Origin of the sequence: Acinetobacter towneri DSM 14962 = CIP 107472, from assembly GCF_000368785.1 — a bacterium.
GTDB classification, from domain to species: domain Bacteria; phylum Pseudomonadota; class Gammaproteobacteria; order Pseudomonadales; family Moraxellaceae; genus Acinetobacter; species Acinetobacter towneri.
Window position 1 is genome coordinate 534,417 of the sequence record NZ_KB849689.1, and the last position, 16,891, is coordinate 551,307.

General features: G+C 37.9%; 13 protein-coding genes and 2 pseudogenes. 6 read left to right on the forward strand and 9 right to left on the reverse strand.

Annotation, left to right across the window (positions count from 1 at the left end):
• Positions 1-27: 27 nt before the first annotated feature.
• Together F947_RS06930 and F947_RS14940 are read right to left on the reverse strand one after the other, a co-directional pair.
• Positions 28-699, reverse strand: coding sequence for a hypothetical protein (locus F947_RS06930; protein WP_004973710.1), 672 nt, complete (start codon positions 697-699; stop codon positions 28-30).
• Positions 700-1,109: 410 nt separating this feature from the next.
• Positions 1,110-1,241: pseudogene (locus tag F947_RS14940) on the reverse strand (Arc family DNA-binding protein); the annotation flags it as partial.
• Positions 1,242-1,410: 169 nt separating this feature from the next.
• Here F947_RS14940 and F947_RS06940 point away from each other — a divergent pair.
• Together F947_RS06940 and F947_RS06945 are read left to right on the forward strand one after the other, a co-directional pair.
• On the forward strand, positions 1,411-2,238 hold the full coding sequence (locus F947_RS06940) for a BRO-N domain-containing protein (protein ID WP_004973713.1): 828 nt from the start codon (positions 1,411-1,413) through the stop codon (positions 2,236-2,238).
• Between the two features lie 391 nt (positions 2,239-2,629).
• Positions 2,630-3,214, forward strand: coding sequence for a uracil-DNA glycosylase family protein (locus F947_RS06945; RefSeq protein ID WP_004973715.1), 585 nt, complete (start codon positions 2,630-2,632; stop codon positions 3,212-3,214).
• A gap of 77 nt (positions 3,215-3,291) precedes the next feature.
• On the opposite strand, the gene F947_RS06950 is transcribed toward F947_RS06945, so the two are convergent.
• Positions 3,292-4,815 carry a phospholipase D family protein gene (locus tag F947_RS06950; RefSeq protein ID WP_096902554.1) on the reverse strand — a complete coding sequence of 508 codons (1,524 nt, stop codon included), beginning with the start codon at positions 4,813-4,815 and terminating at the stop codon, positions 3,292-3,294.
• Positions 4,816-5,052: 237 nt separating this feature from the next.
• Between F947_RS06950 and F947_RS06955 the strand changes: the two genes are divergently transcribed.
• On the forward strand, positions 5,053-6,168 hold the full coding sequence (locus F947_RS06955; protein WP_004973720.1) for an S-(hydroxymethyl)glutathione dehydrogenase/class III alcohol dehydrogenase: 1,116 nt from the start codon (positions 5,053-5,055) through the stop codon (positions 6,166-6,168).
• Between the two features lie 517 nt (positions 6,169-6,685).
• Positions 6,686-7,744, forward strand: a complete 1,059-nt coding sequence (locus tag F947_RS06960; RefSeq protein ID WP_004973722.1) for a 3-deoxy-7-phosphoheptulonate synthase — start codon at positions 6,686-6,688, stop codon at positions 7,742-7,744.
• A gap of 123 nt (positions 7,745-7,867) precedes the next feature.
• Here F947_RS06960 and F947_RS06965 read toward each other — a convergent pair whose 3' ends face one another.
• From F947_RS06965 to F947_RS06980, 4 genes are all read right to left on the reverse strand, one after another.
• Positions 7,868-9,058, reverse strand: a complete 1,191-nt coding sequence (locus F947_RS06965; RefSeq protein ID WP_004973725.1) for an MFS transporter — start codon at positions 9,056-9,058, stop codon at positions 7,868-7,870.
• Positions 9,059-9,352: 294 nt separating this feature from the next.
• Positions 9,353-9,727 (reverse strand): glycine cleavage system protein GcvH, encoded by a 375-nt coding sequence (gene gcvH / locus F947_RS06970; protein ID WP_004973727.1) that lies wholly within the window; start codon positions 9,725-9,727, stop codon positions 9,353-9,355.
• Positions 9,728-9,798: 71 nt separating this feature from the next.
• Positions 9,799-10,827 (reverse strand): helix-turn-helix domain-containing protein, encoded by a 1,029-nt coding sequence (locus tag F947_RS06975; RefSeq protein WP_004973729.1) that lies wholly within the window; start codon positions 10,825-10,827, stop codon positions 9,799-9,801.
• 227 nt (positions 10,828-11,054) lie between these two features.
• The gene (locus F947_RS06980) at positions 11,055-12,914 is read right to left on the reverse strand and encodes an ABC transporter ATP-binding protein (protein WP_004973731.1); all 1,860 of its coding nucleotides are present in this window, start codon (positions 12,912-12,914) and stop codon (positions 11,055-11,057) included.
• Positions 12,915-13,335: 421 nt separating this feature from the next.
• On the opposite strand from F947_RS06980, the gene F947_RS06985 reads away from it, so the two are divergent.
• Positions 13,336-13,794: a DUF2147 domain-containing protein gene (locus tag F947_RS06985; RefSeq protein WP_004973733.1), complete on the forward strand. Its 459-nt coding sequence runs from the start codon at positions 13,336-13,338 to the stop codon at positions 13,792-13,794.
• 190 nt (positions 13,795-13,984) lie between these two features.
• Here F947_RS06985 and F947_RS06990 read toward each other — a convergent pair whose 3' ends face one another.
• Together F947_RS06990 and F947_RS06995 are read right to left on the reverse strand one after the other, a co-directional pair.
• Positions 13,985-15,319: an ISNCY family transposase gene (locus F947_RS06990; protein ID WP_026438381.1), complete on the reverse strand. Its 1,335-nt coding sequence runs from the start codon at positions 15,317-15,319 to the stop codon at positions 13,985-13,987.
• Between the two features lie 175 nt (positions 15,320-15,494).
• Positions 15,495-16,658: an FAD-dependent monooxygenase gene (locus F947_RS06995; RefSeq protein ID WP_081402504.1), complete on the reverse strand. Its 1,164-nt coding sequence runs from the start codon at positions 16,656-16,658 to the stop codon at positions 15,495-15,497.
• A 100-nt stretch (positions 16,659-16,758) separates the two neighbouring features.
• Here F947_RS06995 and F947_RS14485 point away from each other — a divergent pair.
• Positions 16,759-16,891 (forward strand): annotated as a pseudogene (locus F947_RS14485) (IS982 family transposase); the annotation flags it as partial.

Here is a 16,891-nt window from a genome sequence, read left to right on the forward strand (position 1 = left end):
TATAAAAGCCCCTTGAGGGGCTTTTTATTACTCGTTGATGGCTAAGATTTTTCTTATTTCATTTCTAAAATCATCTCTAAGTTTAATAAATTCAGCATCATTAACAAAGCCTTCATCACTAAGTTTGTTTGCCTCATCCAAATCACCCTGAATTGCCTTTTGTTCAGCAAGCAAAAACTTATCGAAAAGAAATTTCGAAAATCCAAAGCCAATAATTTCAAATATTTTTTCATCGAGATGATGAGGTAAAAAAATAGCATTTTTGTAGAATTCAATCTTAAAAGTTTCTAGTATTTCGGCAGGCTTTTTATATTTGCTCGAATCTATAATATTTGGATTCCTTCTATCCCGTATTGCTACTTCAAATTCTAAGATTAAAGTATAAAGTGAACGTAATGCTTCAGCTTGATCTTTATATACGCCTGAATATGCAATTTGTAATCTTGCATTTTGATATGACAATTCGCTTTTTAACTTTTCATTCTCTTGAGTATAGTGTGCCTTTATTCGTTCAAGTTTGGCATTAAAATTAGCTTTCTCTCGCTCTAATTGAATGTTTAAGTCCTTTTGAAGCACCAGTTCATCTTTTTTAATAAATTTTAAAATAACAAGGTTTGTTAAGTAGATCAGTACAGGAATACTAGCAAAAATACCACTATACTCTTTAAGAAAGCCCCATATATTAGAAAAAATATCCATTTAAAAAGGCCCCATTGATAATTTAGTTTGCTGATATTCATACTTATTAAATTTAAGAGTTTTAGTTAAGCTTAAAATTAATTTTCATCACTTCTTTTTTAAGTACTGACATCATGATCTTCTACAACCAACCAACCAAGACTTCTTTTACCGTTATCTACAACATCAATATGATTGTCGCCCTTAAAAACCAAAACATCTTTATTGAAAAACTTTAATGAATTCCAAAAAGAAGAGCCACTTAATACTTCTAGAGAAAGGTGAATGTCATTTTGTAGGGCAGAGAGTTCTTGTGTGTAGTCTAAATCAAGCGTATTGAGCAACTTTCCATAAACCACACGTTTTTTTCCATTTTTTAAATGAATGATTTTTACATCAGAACTGGCAGGAGCAGAACTCTCATTTCTCAAAAAGCTTTCTTCAAGTCGAGCCACAATATCCGCATTCATTGAGCGATTTAGTTCTTTAGCCGATTCGACAATTTTGTCTTTTAGCTCTTGCGTCATACGCATTTTGTATTCGACGTCTAAATTTCTAGCCATTTTTAGTTAGTTCAGTCCAAATTATTTTTATAATAATATCCCCAATGGGGATTGACAACATATATTTTGAAGAATACAGTTTAATGCATCCCCAATGGGGATAAAAAACCCCTTGCGACTCTCACATCAAACAAGGGGCTCTATCTAATTCTCTACCAGGAGAAAAGACATGATTAGTCTAACATTTAATGAAGTTAAATTTAATCCCATACAGCAAGATGGGCAAGTTTGGTTAACTGCGAGCGAATTGGCAGGGGCACTAGGTTATGTAAAATCTGATGCAGTTACTCAAGTGTATGAGCGTAATAAAGATGAGTTTACTGCATCAATGACAACGACCCTCAAAATGAGTGTCGTTAGAAAGACGGGTAAAGTGGAAATGGAAAACCGTATTTTCTCGCTTCGTGGTGCTCACCTAATTGCTATGTTTTCCAAAACAGTTATCGCTAAGCAATTCCGAAAATGGGTTTTAGATATTTTGGACAAAGCGGTAGATGCACCAGTAGCCAAAACCCACAAATCAGAGCGTGAACCACTAACCAATGCTGTGAATATGCTCGTGGCTAAAACCAAACACTTAAATTACTCAGAAGCCTATAAACTTGTGCATCAACGCTTCAATGTAGAGCATATCGAAGATATTCCGTATGAAGCTATACCAGTAGCAGTAGAATACGTGCATCACTTAATAGCGTTATTCTCCCAAGCAGAGAAAAGCCAAACTGCTGTTTCAGATCGCTCACGTTCAATGGCACTGCATGCGCTATGGCTCAATCACTGGTGGACAGAATTTGGAGCTTCAATTAGAAAGCTCAGCCCAACCATGGGACATGGTATCCATGACCATTTTAAATTTGCTGCAGAAGATGCACGGCAAATTGTAGGCAGGGAAGTCTACATGCCAATTTATGAGTTGGCGCAAAGACATGATTGGCATAAGGGCGGGATAGGCTACAAAGCACTGTCAGAATGCCGCAGTTTAACTCCTGTCATTTAGTTTTAGCCACCTTTGGGTTAATGCCAGTCAGTTAAGAGAGTGACTGGCATTAATCTTATGGTGCCTTTTTCATTCCAGAGAACAGCGTATTAGACGATGTTTTTAAGTCAGTAGTGACTTACTTTTCGCTATTTTTTTATGAAAATTCACCCATTTTAGTACCAAATTTTTATAATTTTATTTTGTCATAATGGTCAATGCGTTCTATATTTTCCATAATGGTTTTGCAAAAGTTTTGCAGGAATTTTGCAGGCATTAATTTAAAAAGCATTTAATGGAATGTATTGTATCGTTGAAAAACCTGTAATTATGCTAAAATTTAATAAACAATCTTTTGGTATTTAGTCAAAATTATTTTTTAAATTGCATTATAACTTATTGATTTTAAACAATGTCAGAAATAGAAACCCATCCACTCGAACCCTTTTTACCAGCCAATGCCAAGCTGTTAATGCTTGGGAGTTTTCCACCACCTAAAAGCCGTTGGAAAATGGATTTTTATTATCCGAATTATCAAAATGATATGTGGCGAATTTTGGGCTTATGCTTTTTTCAAGATAAAAACTACTTTTTAGATTTAGAAGCTAAAAATTTTCATCTTCATAAAATTATTGATTTTTTAAACACCACTGGCATTGCTATTTCAGATACGGCGCAGCAGGTGATTCGCTTAAAAGGCAATGCATCAGACAAATTTTTACAGATTGAAAAACCAATGGATATTGCAGCACTTTTAAGCAAGATACCTTTATGTCAAAGCATTATGACCACAGGCGATAAAGCGACTGATACACTCATGTTATCTATGCCTGAATCTGCCGAAAAACCTCAAATTGGGCAGGCGACACATTGCTATTTTGCCAAGCGTGAGCTGCATTTATATCGGATGCCTTCATCTTCACGAGCCTATCCTTTAGCTTTAGAGAAAAAGGCAGAAGCGTATTTTAACTTATTTAAAGAAATAGGCTTACTATAAGTAACTTTAAATAATTGTAGACAGTGATGGCAGAGAAAGAAAAATACGCTTCCATAATTAATGTCTATCTATTGTCATTACATCATCCATTCAATAGGGAATAATGAAACTGTTTTCATCATAAAACGCTGAAACTGTGTGGTTTCAGGATCATGATGATACGTTTGAATACTGCCATCTGCCTGATGATCTAACCAAATAATTTGACCGTTTTCGTCTAATTGCAGTTCATACGCAATTTGTGGCAAATAGCGGTCTAAAGATTGAGAAACATCGTTTTGCAATTGTTCAGACTCTAACACCAAGCCAACTTCGGTATTTAATTTTGCAGAACGAGGATCAAGGTTAAAAGAACCTACAAAGACCATGCCATCTATATCAAAGAATTTGGCATGTAAACTCGAGGCGTTTTTGCCTTTGGCAGGAATTACGTTACCCGTTGCAACTTCATACCAAGTACGCTTTTTTCGTTCAATATAAGGCTTAAATTCATATAAACGAATACCTGATTTAAGTAAATCTACGCGATACTGCTGATAAAATGCATGTACCAAAGGCACATCATTGGCTAAAAATGAATTGGTCAATACACGTATCTGTATTCCTTTTTCAGCCAGTTGAGTGAGTGTTTTAAGACCATCTTCTGTTGGGACAAAATAGGCAGAAACCAGTTCTAAATGTTGTTTGGGCTCACCCATTAACTTTAACATTTGTTTGTAAATCAGTTGCTCGCCTTGAGCTGTACCCCGAATTTTATTCGGAGAATCTGCCACAAAATGCGCACGTACCCACTGTACAGGATGTTGTTCTAATTTGATGCTGACTTCTTCTTGCGCGTTAGCCACACGTTCACGAATTTTATCTTTATATTTGGCATTTAATTCATAGCGATTACGCAATTCTCTCAATTGCAACGCGTTGCCTGTGCCTAATAATTGCTTTACTGAATAGCTTAGTTCGTCATTCCAAAACTCTAAAAACACGGCATTGGCTTGGGGGACAGCACTGCCATAGAATAGAATATCCATATCAGTAAATTGAAAATTTTCACTGGCATCAAAATATTCACGGCTAATATTACGCCCACCTGTCACGGCAATCGCCCCATCGGCAATAATTAGTTTATTGTGCATACGGCGATTGATTTGTTTAAAACGAAACAAATAATCCATCACACGAAAATGCCGATATTTGTACGGATTGAAAATTTTTATTTCAAAATTAGGATGCTGAGCAAGCCGTTTTAAGGTTGGATCAAGTTGCGTACCATTTTGATCATCAATTAATAAACGAACTTTTACACCACGATCTGCTGCTTTGAGCAGTTCAGCCAACATCAACTGACCAATTAAATCATCTTCCCAAATGTAATATTGTAAATCTAAATGGTGCTGTGCTTTTTGAATCAAATATAAACGCGAGGCGATACTACTAAAGGCATCATTTAGAGAAAGATACGCTGTTAAATTTTGGGATAAATGTGCATCAATTTCCTGACCATTCAGCCAATGATCTACATAATGCTCAACAGGGCTATCTTTGCTCGCTTGATTCATCGGTAAACTGCATCCTGTCAGTAAAATAGCGAAAAAAGCCAACATTCCAAGCCAGTAACAAGGTCTTTGGATCTTCATGATTATTCTTAAGTCATTCTGTATTTATACATGGAGATTATCCTCATGTTAATGCTTGAAACTCTGAATAGAAAGAGGGTATTGTGAGAGTCTGTTGATATTTTATAAATAGCTTGCGAGATATCTCTCTCACATCGCAAACATAGACGAATTGTCAGCAGCCCCTTATCATCTGTTAATGTATTTTTTAGGGATAATTTGCTCATGAAATCACGTGCAGCCGTCGCATTCGGCCCAGGTCAGCCGCTTGAAATTGTTGAAATTGATGTTGCACCGCCGCAGGCTGGAGAAGTCTTGGTCAAAATTACCCACACAGGGGTATGCCATACCGATGCATTTACCTTATCGGGTGAAGATCCTGAAGGTGTTTTCCCTGCAGTTCTTGGCCATGAAGGTGCAGGTATTGTGGTTGAAGTTGGTGAGGGTGTGACCAGTGTTCAACCAGGCGATCATGTGATTCCGCTTTACACAGCAGAATGTGGCGAATGTTTATTCTGTAAATCTGGTAAAACCAACCTATGCGTTTCCGTACGTGCGACACAAGGTAAAGGTTTAATGCCTGATGGCACGACACGTTTTTCTTATAATGGACAACCGATTTATCACTACATGGGCTGTTCAACCTTTAGTGAATATACGGTAGTTGCTGAAGTATCTTTAGCAAAAATTAATCCTGAAGCCAATCATGAGCAAGTTTGCTTATTAGGTTGCGGTGTTACAACTGGTTTAGGTGCAGTTAAAAATACTGCAAAAGTCCAAGAAGGCGATACCGTTGCGGTATTTGGCTTAGGTGGTATTGGTTTAGCAGTTGTGCAAGGTGCGCATAAAGCCAAAGCCAGCCGTATTATCGCCATTGATACCAACCCAGAGAAATTCAAATTGGCAGAACAATTTGGTGCAACCGAATTCTTAAATCCAAAAGATTATGACCGCCCAATTCAGGAAGTCATTGTGGAAAAAACAGGTTGGGGCGTAGATCATTCTTTTGAATGTATTGGAAATACCAATGTGATGCGTTCCGCTTTGGAATGTGCGCATCGTGGTTGGGGACAATCCATTATTATTGGTGTTGCAGGTGCAGGTCAGGAAATTTCAACTCGTCCATTCCAATTGGTGACAGGTCGTACTTGGAAAGGAACTGCGTTTGGTGGTGTAAAAGGTCGTTCGCAATTGCCAGGCATGGTTGAAGAAGCCATGAAGGGTGATATTCAACTCGAACCATTTGTAACGCACACCATGGGGCTAGACCAAATTAATGAAGCCTTTGATTTAATGCATGAGGGTAAATCTATTCGTAGTGTGATTCATTTTGATCAATGATGAGTAACGCGCTTAAATAAAGACCCAACAAAAACCAAGCTTCGGCTTGGTTTTTTTAACCCCTGAATTCGCTAAAACAGCAGCTTAATTTTAATAAATACATCCAATAAAAATTATTTTACAAAAAGGATTGCCAAACGGAACAATACAGCGTATTTTAATTTTAACAGCTCATTTTTTGATGAAAACAAGATGTTAAAGCAACCTTTAATCGCAAACGCTTACTATTACTTTTGGCAGTTTCAATGATTGCCTGAGTCGCGTTCGGGCAAAAGGTTGCCCACCAGTTGATACCTGATCGGCAACCCTGATCAGGTTTTTTTATGTCTGGTGTTTTGAATTTTATAGGTTTTTCGGAGATTTAATCATGTACAACGTTAATTATTCATACTTTAGCAACTTTTATTGGTTTTACTTTAGTCAATCTATGACTCAAACCTTGCAATCCATTAGCCCCATAACGCTGAAATAAATGATCGGACTGTAAAAAAGAGAAACAGTCCAAAGGAACAGACCAATGAATGCTTTAAATACTGCTTTACAACAACAGACCAACAATACTGAAATTAGTTTAAGTTTACCGCATCAACTCAAAGCGCAACTCCCACTTTCATCTGCGCTAAAACAACAAATCGCACAACATCGACAGATTATTCAGAACATTTTAGCGGGCACAGACCCTCGCTTATTGGTCATTACAGGACCTTGTTCAATTCATGATCCGCAAGCAGCACTCGAATACGCAGAAAAATTAAAACAATTACAAAGCCAAGTTTCAGATCAAATTTTCTTGGTGATGCGCGCCTATATCGAAAAGCCACGTACTACGGTAGGCTGGAAAGGCTTTTTGTATGACCCAGACTTAGATGGCTCTGCAAACATGCAATTAGGCTTAGAAAAATCACGTGAACTGTATCTACAAATTATAGAAATGGGTTTACCAATTGCTTCTGAAATTTTAAGCCCAATGGCAACGGGATATTTTGATGATGTACTGGCTTGGGGTGCAATTGGCGCACGTACCAGTGAATCACAAATTCACCGTGAAATTTCTAGCGCCATGCCGTATAGCATTGGTTTCAAAAACGGAACTGATGGCTCAATTCAAATTGCATTAGATGCAATTCAATCGGCAAGTCATCCACATCAATTCATGGGAATGAGCCAGTCGGGTTTACCTGCTATTTTGTCATCACAAGGTAATCCACACGCGCATTTAATTTTACGTGGCGCAAATTCAGGGCCAAATTATCAATTGGTAGAAATTGAGAAAATTCAGCAAAAAGCCAAAGGGCAGTTGCCTGCATTGATTATTGACTGTAGTCACGGTAACAGCCATAAAGACCCACAACAACAACCGCAAGTCTTGCGTACCATTGTGGCAGAACGTGAACAGACGCAAGTCCGTGGCATCATGTTAGAAAGTCATTTGGTGGATGGAAATCAAAAGATTTCTTGCGAGATGACTTATGGTCAATCTGTTACCGATGGCTGCTTGGGTTGGGATAAGACTGAACAACTGCTTATTGAGGTCGCTGAAAGCTTAAATCGTCAGGTTTTGGCTAAAACTGCATAAAAAATAAAACTCCAGAAACCCAAAAAACCTGAAATTTCAGGTTTTTTGGGTGGGAGAGTATTTAAAAATCAACTCTTCTTAGATTAGTTTTTAAAATAACAATTCTTTTGCTGCTATTAAAAACTAAGCCTGAATATCTGCATTAGGTTGTTTAGCCACAACAAATTTATAGAAAATTAAACTGATTAAGGTCACAACAGCACAGAGCAAATACGCTGCGGTATAGTCATAACCCGCAATAATCCAACCTAGAATTAACGCGCCTAAGGCGATACCAATATCGTAACAACAAAAATACGTAGATGTGGCATGACCAATACGATCTTTAGGGGAGCGTTGAATTGAAATGGTTTGCAGGCAAGGTTGGGCAGACCCGAACCCTACACCAATTAATGCAGCAGCCAACATAAAACCGAATACACTGTGTACCTGACTCAAGACAATTAATCCTAAAGCAAATAATATAATTGCAGGATAAATCACATAACTCGCCCCTTTACGATCATAAATTTTGCCTGTAATTGGGCGCAAAATCATCATCGAAACTGCAAATATCACGAAGAATAAACTCGCATAAGACAGCATATTGCGTGATTCTGCAAAGGTGGAAATAAATGACATAATACTGGCATACGCGAAAGAAACCATCATCGCCATGAGTGATACAGGAATTGCTTTTTTCTCTATAAAATCTTGAAGCCCTAATTTACGTTTAGGTGTTGTTTCAGTTTTTACTTTTTGGGTCGCAATTGGAATCATTAAACAGAAGGCGAAACCTACCCAAACACTGACGGATAGTAAGGTAGAAATACTGGCATAAGAAACACTTTGAATCAGACTTAAACCAATTAAAGGTCCCAATACAATCCCTAAATTTACTGACACCAAAAAATAGCCCATACCTTCACCTTTGCGACTGTCTGGAATAAAGTTATTGGCAATAGGGACGGTAACTGTGGTGACAATGCTGAACCAAATCCCATGTAAAAAACGCAGTACGAGTAGAAACAGTAAACTATCTACAAAAATGTATGCCACGCTACACAGACAAAACATGATTTCAGAAACATATAAGGTTTTCTTTACACCAAATTTTTCAATAATCAAACCGCTAAATGGGCGAATCGCGATTGCAGATAACATAAACAAAGTCATGGCTAAACCTGCCTGTGACAAGCTACCACCCAACTCATTCACAATATAAATAGGCAAAATTGTCGTTTGCGCAAAATAAAATATGAATAAGAACAAGTTATTGAATAAGCAGAGAATAAACGACTTATTCCATAAATGTTCGACATTTATAGCTGACATAACTTAAACCTATATATGGTGAGTGGAGTAGCGTGCAATGTGTACTTTGTTATACAGATGCTTTGTTATTGGAAGTCATCACACAGTAAGATCATGCAAAAAATAATAAACCTATTTGTGTGAAAAGTATAGTTATTTAATAAAATTAAAACTAAAATTAGATTTTAATTCTATTTTTTTAATTGTTTTATCAAATAAAGATAATTTTATTTATTTCGCAAATTGCAATGCAAAAAAAATCAGCCGAAGCTGATTTCTTTGAATTTGAGCGATTAAACACTACAAATTTAAGGCTTATAAGCCAGATTCATAGTCCGCACTTGATAAAAGCTGTTCCACATCTGCCATATTGTCTGGCTTGATTTTATAAATCCAGCCTTTGCCATACGGTTCATCATTTACAAAGTCAGGGTCATCGTCTAAATTGCTATTTACTTCAACTACTTCGCCTGAAACAGGGGCGTGAATATCTGAAGCTGTTTTAACAGACTCAACCACACCTGCTTGTTCACCCGCAATTACTTTTTGACCAACTTCAGGTGCTTCTACATAGACCAAATCACCTAAAGCATCTTGTGCGTGGTCTGAAATGCCTGTGACGACCAAATCACCTTCAATACGCACCCATTCATGTGTTTTTGCATATTTTAATTCCGCTGGGTGATTCATTTGATAACTCCTTAAATTGTATCGAATCTTTTTGCCATGTTTTATACATGCTTTTTGCTAAAAACAAAAGTTTATAAATACGGATCTTTACGCCAATTGCTCGGACTGCGTCCACTCCAGCGTTTAAAAGCACGACTAAAATTTGCCACATCGCTATAACCCAATTCATCGGCAATTTGTTCTAGCGTGTAGTCTGTACGGGAAAGCAGGGAAGTTGCATGCCGATAACGTACTTCATCGACCAAGTTTGAAAATGAAGTACCTTCTGCAGCCAGTTGACGTTTGAGTGTGCGGTCGGACATGTGTAGATAGTCGGCAACATTTTCAATGCTTAAATAATGCTGTTCTGCGTGGGTTAAAATATCACGTACTCGCATAGAAATGCGGCGACGTTCACCTAAAGCAGAAAGTTCGGCTTCACATTGATTAATCGCAATTTGACTGGCAATAGGATCGGCATTAATCATTTTTAAGCCTAGATATTGCTTGTCAAAACTTAAACCTAAATACGGCTGATCAAAACGGAATTGATGATAAGGAAATTTCGAAAAATACTGATCAAAACCTGCAGGTTTAGGAAAGTCAAAATCGACTTCACCTGTAAAGTGTTCGGTACCTGTCATGGCTTTACTCATGGTAATCATGCCAATAATTAAAGCGATGGCAATTTCTGTGCGTAAAGGTTCCATGTGAATATCACACTGCAATTGCAGACTGGCTTTTTCACCAAAAGTTGAGAAAAACAATTGTAAAAAGGGCATACGCAGTTGAATAAAACGATTGGCTAAAATCAACGCATCACTAATTTCATGCGCAGTCATAATCGCATAGCCAATAAAGCCATGAATGGAAATGCGCATTTGCGTACCAAGATGATAACCGAGCGTCGATTCGCCTGTAAGTTTTAAAGCATGTTTAACCAACTCATTGGCAATAGGTGTAGGAATACGACATTCTGGGTCTGCCAACATTTCGCTATTGAGTTGAAATGGTGCAAATAAGGTATCTGCGTTATAACCCCAACGGGATACAACATCCAAAACCAATAAGCCATAAACCCCTGGAACACCTTGTTCCTGACGTGCTGATATTGTTTTCATGCATGTTCCATTGCATTTGCTAATTTTATTTTAATTTGCCTTAGCGACTGTCATCTATGCATATCTTAGTTTGCCAAACGGCGACATAAGAACGTAGATGACATATTGCATCTTGGCATGAAAATTAAAGAAATTCTATGGAAATTGTTAGACAAAACAGGCTTTGACTATATGCGATAAATCTGCATTTCATCAAAGCCTGAGTTACAGCAAAGTTGCTGGAGATGCTAATTTTTATCAGTCGATGGTTTTACGATTTTATCTTGTTCAATTAAAAAACCACCTGTTTGACGCTGCCAAAGTTGTGCATAAATTCCGTTCATAGCCACCAGTTCATCATGCGTACCTTGTTCTGCAATACGTCCTTGATCGAGCACAATTAAACGATCCATTTGTGCAATGGTAGATAGTCTGTGTGCAATCGCGATTACAGTTTTACCTTGCATGAGTTCATCGAGGCTCGATTGAATTGCCGCTTCAACCTCAGAGTCGAGCGCACTGGTGGCTTCATCTAAAATTAAAATAGGTGCATCTTTTAAGAAAACACGGGCAATGGCAATACGTTGACGTTGTCCACCTGAAAGTTTAACACCCCGTTCGCCCACGTAGGCTTCATAGCCTTTTTTGCCACGTAAATCGGTCAATTGTGGAATAAATTCTTCGGCTTTGGCTTTGCGTACAGCTTCAAACATTTCTGCATCAGTCGCGTCAGGACGACCATATTTAATATTTTCAGCCACAGTACGGTGTAATAGCGAAGTATCTTGAGTGACAAGTGCAATATTTTTACGCAAACTGTCTTGGGTTACATCTTCAATATTTTGCCCATCAATCATAATTGAGCCGTGTTTGAGCTCATAAAAATGTAAAAGCAATTGAATTAAGGTCGATTTACCTGCGCCTGAACGTCCCACGATACCAATTTTTTCGCCTGCACGAATATGCAGATTAAACTGATCAATCACGTTTTTACTGTTATAAGCAAAACTGACATCTTTAAACTGAATTTCGCCCTGAGCAACTTGTAATGGTTTTGCATCGGCTTTGTCTTGAATCGCAATTGGACGTCCGAGAGTTTTCATACCATCTTGAATGGTGCCGACATTTTCAAACAGGGCAGAGGTCTGCCACATCATAAACTCGGCAATACTGTTGAGTTTAAGAATCATGGCTGTAGTGGCAGCAATAATCCCCAATTCTGCACGGCCATTTAACCAGAGCCAAATTGCTGTACCTAAAACGCCCACATACAACACCACGCTTAATAAATTGATGCTGATTTCATATTGAGCGCCCAAACGCATTTGTTTATAAACCGTCAACATAAACTCTTGCATCGACGCTTTGGCATATTGGCTTTCGCGACCTGCATGCGCAAATAATTTTACGGTTTGAATATTGGTATAAGCATCGGTCACGCGTCCTGTCATCACCGCACGTGCATCGGCTTGTTCATTAGATACTTTGCTCAAACGCGGAATAAAATAAGCTGCTGCAAGAATAAATAAAGCCAACCATAGCAATAACGGCAAAATGAGCATTGGAGAAATTGCGCCCAATACCAGACTAATCGTAATAAAGTAAATGAATACATAGGCAAGCATATCGCCCAAAATGACCCAAAACTCACGTACTGCTAAGGCGGTTTGCATGACTTTGGCAGAGAGTCTTCCTGCAAAATCATTATGGAAAAAATCCAGACTTTGTTGCAACATTAAATTGTGGAAACGCCAACGCAAACGCATTGGAAAACCACTGTATAATATTTGATGCTTCACAATTGACTGCGCACTGGCAAAAAAGATATTGGCCAATAAAATACAAAACAGCAAAGTAAGGTTCTGCTGATGTTGCGCAAGGAAAGTATCTGGCTGACTTTGACTAAGCCATGTGACTAAATCGCCAATTTTTGCATATAGCAAAGCTTCAAAGCTGGCAGCGCCTGCAGTACATAAAACCAATAACAATAAATATGGACGTACACCTGAAGCTGCTTGCCAAACAAAGGCAAAAAACGTGGTTGGCAAGGGTTCGGTCAAACCTTTATTTGGATAAGGATCTATAAGTTTCTCGAACCACTTGAGCATACGATGTTACCTTGATGACTAAACCTAAATTTAAAGATAGATAAATTTAAGACAGTAAAAACAAAAACTTAGGATAAAGTTAAGAGCATTCCTGTGAATATTTCTTAACTTATAGTGATACAGCTTGTAGGTCTAGTTTACGCCATAACACAGCAAATGTTGAAAATAGAAATATAGATGATTAATTTGCATACAAAATCACGTTATAGATTCACTTTTATACATAAAGCTGCAACACATCAAAAATTATCCATCCACAAAAAGCGTATTGGTTCACATTTTTAATGATATTTCATCGAACCAATAGCATATAAACATTTAATTTTAATGAAAAAATTAATTTAAATTCAACATTGATTGCTATAATCACGCCCATTTTTAGCACAACCGTGCTGTAAATTGGTTTTAAGTTGATATTTTTATGATGCGTAATTTTTTAGGTGCAATTGCACTATATTTGGGATTTATTTTTCCTGCTCAAGCCATGCCATTTGATCCATTGATTGGTACATGGAAAGTCATTGATGATCATACAGGGCATTATGTTGCAGAAATTGTGATTCGTAAGAACTCTAAAACTTCGGAATATAGTGCTGTAATTACTCGAAATTTGTTATCGGTAGGCACAATTCAATTAGAGGTATGCAGTAAATGCCAAGGCAACTTAAAGAATCAGCCCATAAAAGGCATGCAGGCATTAGAAGGCTTAGTGGCAAATTCAAATCCGAAACAATTTTCGCAAGGACAATGGATTAACCCGAAAGATGGTTATGTCTATAAAATTGATGCTCAATTAAATGCGGCGAATAATCAAATGAAAGTATATGGCAAAGCCAAGAGCGCGAATGCGATTAGCACGATGACTTGGAAAAAACTTTAACAGATTGTACGGCGTATTTTTGAAGCTACTTGATTGAAAGATTGAGTAGCTTTTTATCTTTTTGTGAATGATAAGATAAATTGAGACACCGAACACTCAAAATAAACCCATATATATCAATTGCTTAATATATTCATGTTATTCACCAATTAAAATGTCTATGCGATAAACCATTTAAAATGTCCTGTTTTTAACTGCAAGAGTCAAGAACAGGATTTAAATTTCTTTGTTCAATAACAACTTTCTGAGCTTTACGACTCGGCATACTTTTCTTGGCACGGGAACTTTTATTTTGTTTTTCCAACTCTTCATGTTGTTGCTGGATATGGGCCAGAACCGCACCTAATCTTTTATTCTCAACTACTTCATTCTGCTGCAGTCTAGCCAGTTTATTGAAAATACTGTAGTTGATCTTCCGTCCTTCGTGCATGATGGCCACAGTACCATCTGGATACTCTAAAAATGTTATGTATTGCCCAACAAGTTTGTGGTTCAGTGGTGTTGGCTCAAGCATATAAATACACTTGTCATACGTGATAGTCAGATTCTTCGTGACCTTACGCGGTTCCTGCCAGGTAAAAATATCCTCTAGCTCAGCATCAGATTCCGTTAAAGGTCGATGCAAGTTCTTCGAGTTTCTCGCACACTTGGCAAACTTCTGATTGAACTGCTCAATGAAGCAGGGCAGCCAAGCATTGGCCTCGGTAATTGAGCAGATGCCTTCCAAACGCATTTCCTTGATCAGGCGATCCTGCAGAGTTCTGTTGGCGCGTTCCACACGTCCTTTGGCCTGTGGTGAGTTGGCAAAGATAATATCGATGTTTAATTCGTTGAGAATCCTGCCAAATTGCGTGATCTGGCTGTCTTGCTTGGATTTCTGATTGACTCGAAATACTGAGTGTTTATCGCTATAAAAGGCCAAATGCTTGCCGTATTGCTCAATGTAGGCTCGGGTTGAAAGCATATAATCAAAGGTCGTTTCGGCCTCACAAAAGCGCAGATGCAACAGCTTTCCAGTGGCATCATCAATATAAACCAACAAGCAGCATTTAGCGTCACGTCCTTCAAACCAATCGTGATATGAGCCATCAATCTGGATTAGCTCACCAAAGCAATCGCGGTTATATCGAGGTTGATATGGACGTTTCTGGCGCTTGGATCGCGGAATCCAGAGACCATTTGCAGTCATCCAGCGCCGAAGCGTTTCTACAGGGATATTCAGGTCAAACATGCTGTTGAGTTTCTCATGCGCCAAGGTGGAACCAAAGCCCAGCAGATGTTCAGAAATAATGGAAAGGCACTTTGATTTTAACAAGTCATCATGACGACGATGACCCGGTTGACCACGACTGGCATGTGCCAGACCTGAAACACCGTCTTGATTGAGCTTGTGCAATAATCGAGTAATTTGGCGTGTTGAAAGATTCAGAATTTCTGCAGCACGGACTTGTGTAATACGTTGATCTCGAACATCTTGCAGGACTGCAAGACGTTGTATTTCCTTGTCAGACATAGTGATCAGCATCTCAAGTTTATATCCAGTCCATCATGTTGATGCGCATCATAGACCAGACATTTTTATTGGTGAGAATACAGACACTTTAAATGGTTTCTAACAGTGAGATTTCGTATAATAGTGATTATGTTAATTTTAGAAAAGCTTCACGATGAAGCTTTTCTTTCACTAACTCTAAAATCTATTAATTTTTAAAAATAGACTTTAAGAAACTATGACATTCATCAAAATTAAAACCCTGAGAACGCCATGCAATATAGCCATCTGGACGCACAATAACTAAGCCTTGATCTTTATCTTGATTTAGACCATATGCTTCAAAAACTTCAATTTTATCTGCTGTCTTTACCGCATCATTACGGCCAAAAGCCAATCTGCCAATGATATAAGTATTTGCATAGACTTTTAACTGATCTAAAGAAGAAGTGATTTCACTAATTTCTTGGTGATTTAGACGTTTCCGTGAGAATGCAAGCACTGTAAATTTATAGTCAGAAAGCAGATCAAAAATGTCCAAATGACGTGAAATCTGGGAATTTGGCGCACGCTGACCAGCATTTGCAACAACAGTAGTTTGATTGCTTTGAACAATAGCACTTTCCGGATAAACAATATCTAATTGTCCAAATTTCCGGAAAACCTTGTCCTGGATAAAATCAAGTTTTGTTGCCGGTCCTACCAGAACAGGCGCTAAAAGATCACGAACTTTAGCATGCAATCCTGTTTGCCCAGCAGCAATATTAAAGACTTTATCCGTGAACTCAATCACTTGCTGAGCTACAGGCAAGCGTTCTGTTTCATAGGTATCAAGTAAGCTATCATCTGCATGATTTTTAAGAACAGCTGCCAATTTCCAAGCTAGATTGGCCGCATCCTGCAAACCTGTGTTCATACCTTGACCACCAGCAGGAGAATGAATATGAGCTGCATCACCAGCAACAAAAACATGACCGACACGGTATCGATCTACAATGCGGTGATGTGTTCTAAAATGGGTCAGCCAGTCAGGATTACTCAATTTTAGCGGTTTCTGTACAACTTCAGCAAAAGTTTTCTCTAACTCTTCTAAGCTGAGTTTAGAGGTTTCAGCTTTATTGTCTGAATCTTCAGATTTAATATCAGTGGTCATAATACGTGAACGTTGACCATACAATGGTAAAAAGACAGCTATCCGTTCTCCATGCACGAAAATTCGAAAACGTTCGCGATCTAAATCCCAATCAACGTCAACATCACCTAACAAAAAATCCTGAGCATATTTTTCACCTGTGAAATTTAAGTTCAGTCCTTTTCTAACAATACTATGTGAACCATCTGCACCAATGACATATTTAGCTTTGTATTTAATTTTATTATTTAACCCGAATTACGGATAAGAAAAGCCCTTGAAAAAAAGGTAGTTAGAGCCATTTAGAAAGTTACGACACAACCCAAAGGCTCTAACTACCATGTACGATTTTACAGAAATTTTTTGTATTGTTGATGATTTTTTCAAAAAATTTGAACCCATCTATTGGCAATTTCTCAAGCAAGAAAACAAACGTCAACGTATCAGACAAGCAACGCTATCTTTATCAGAAA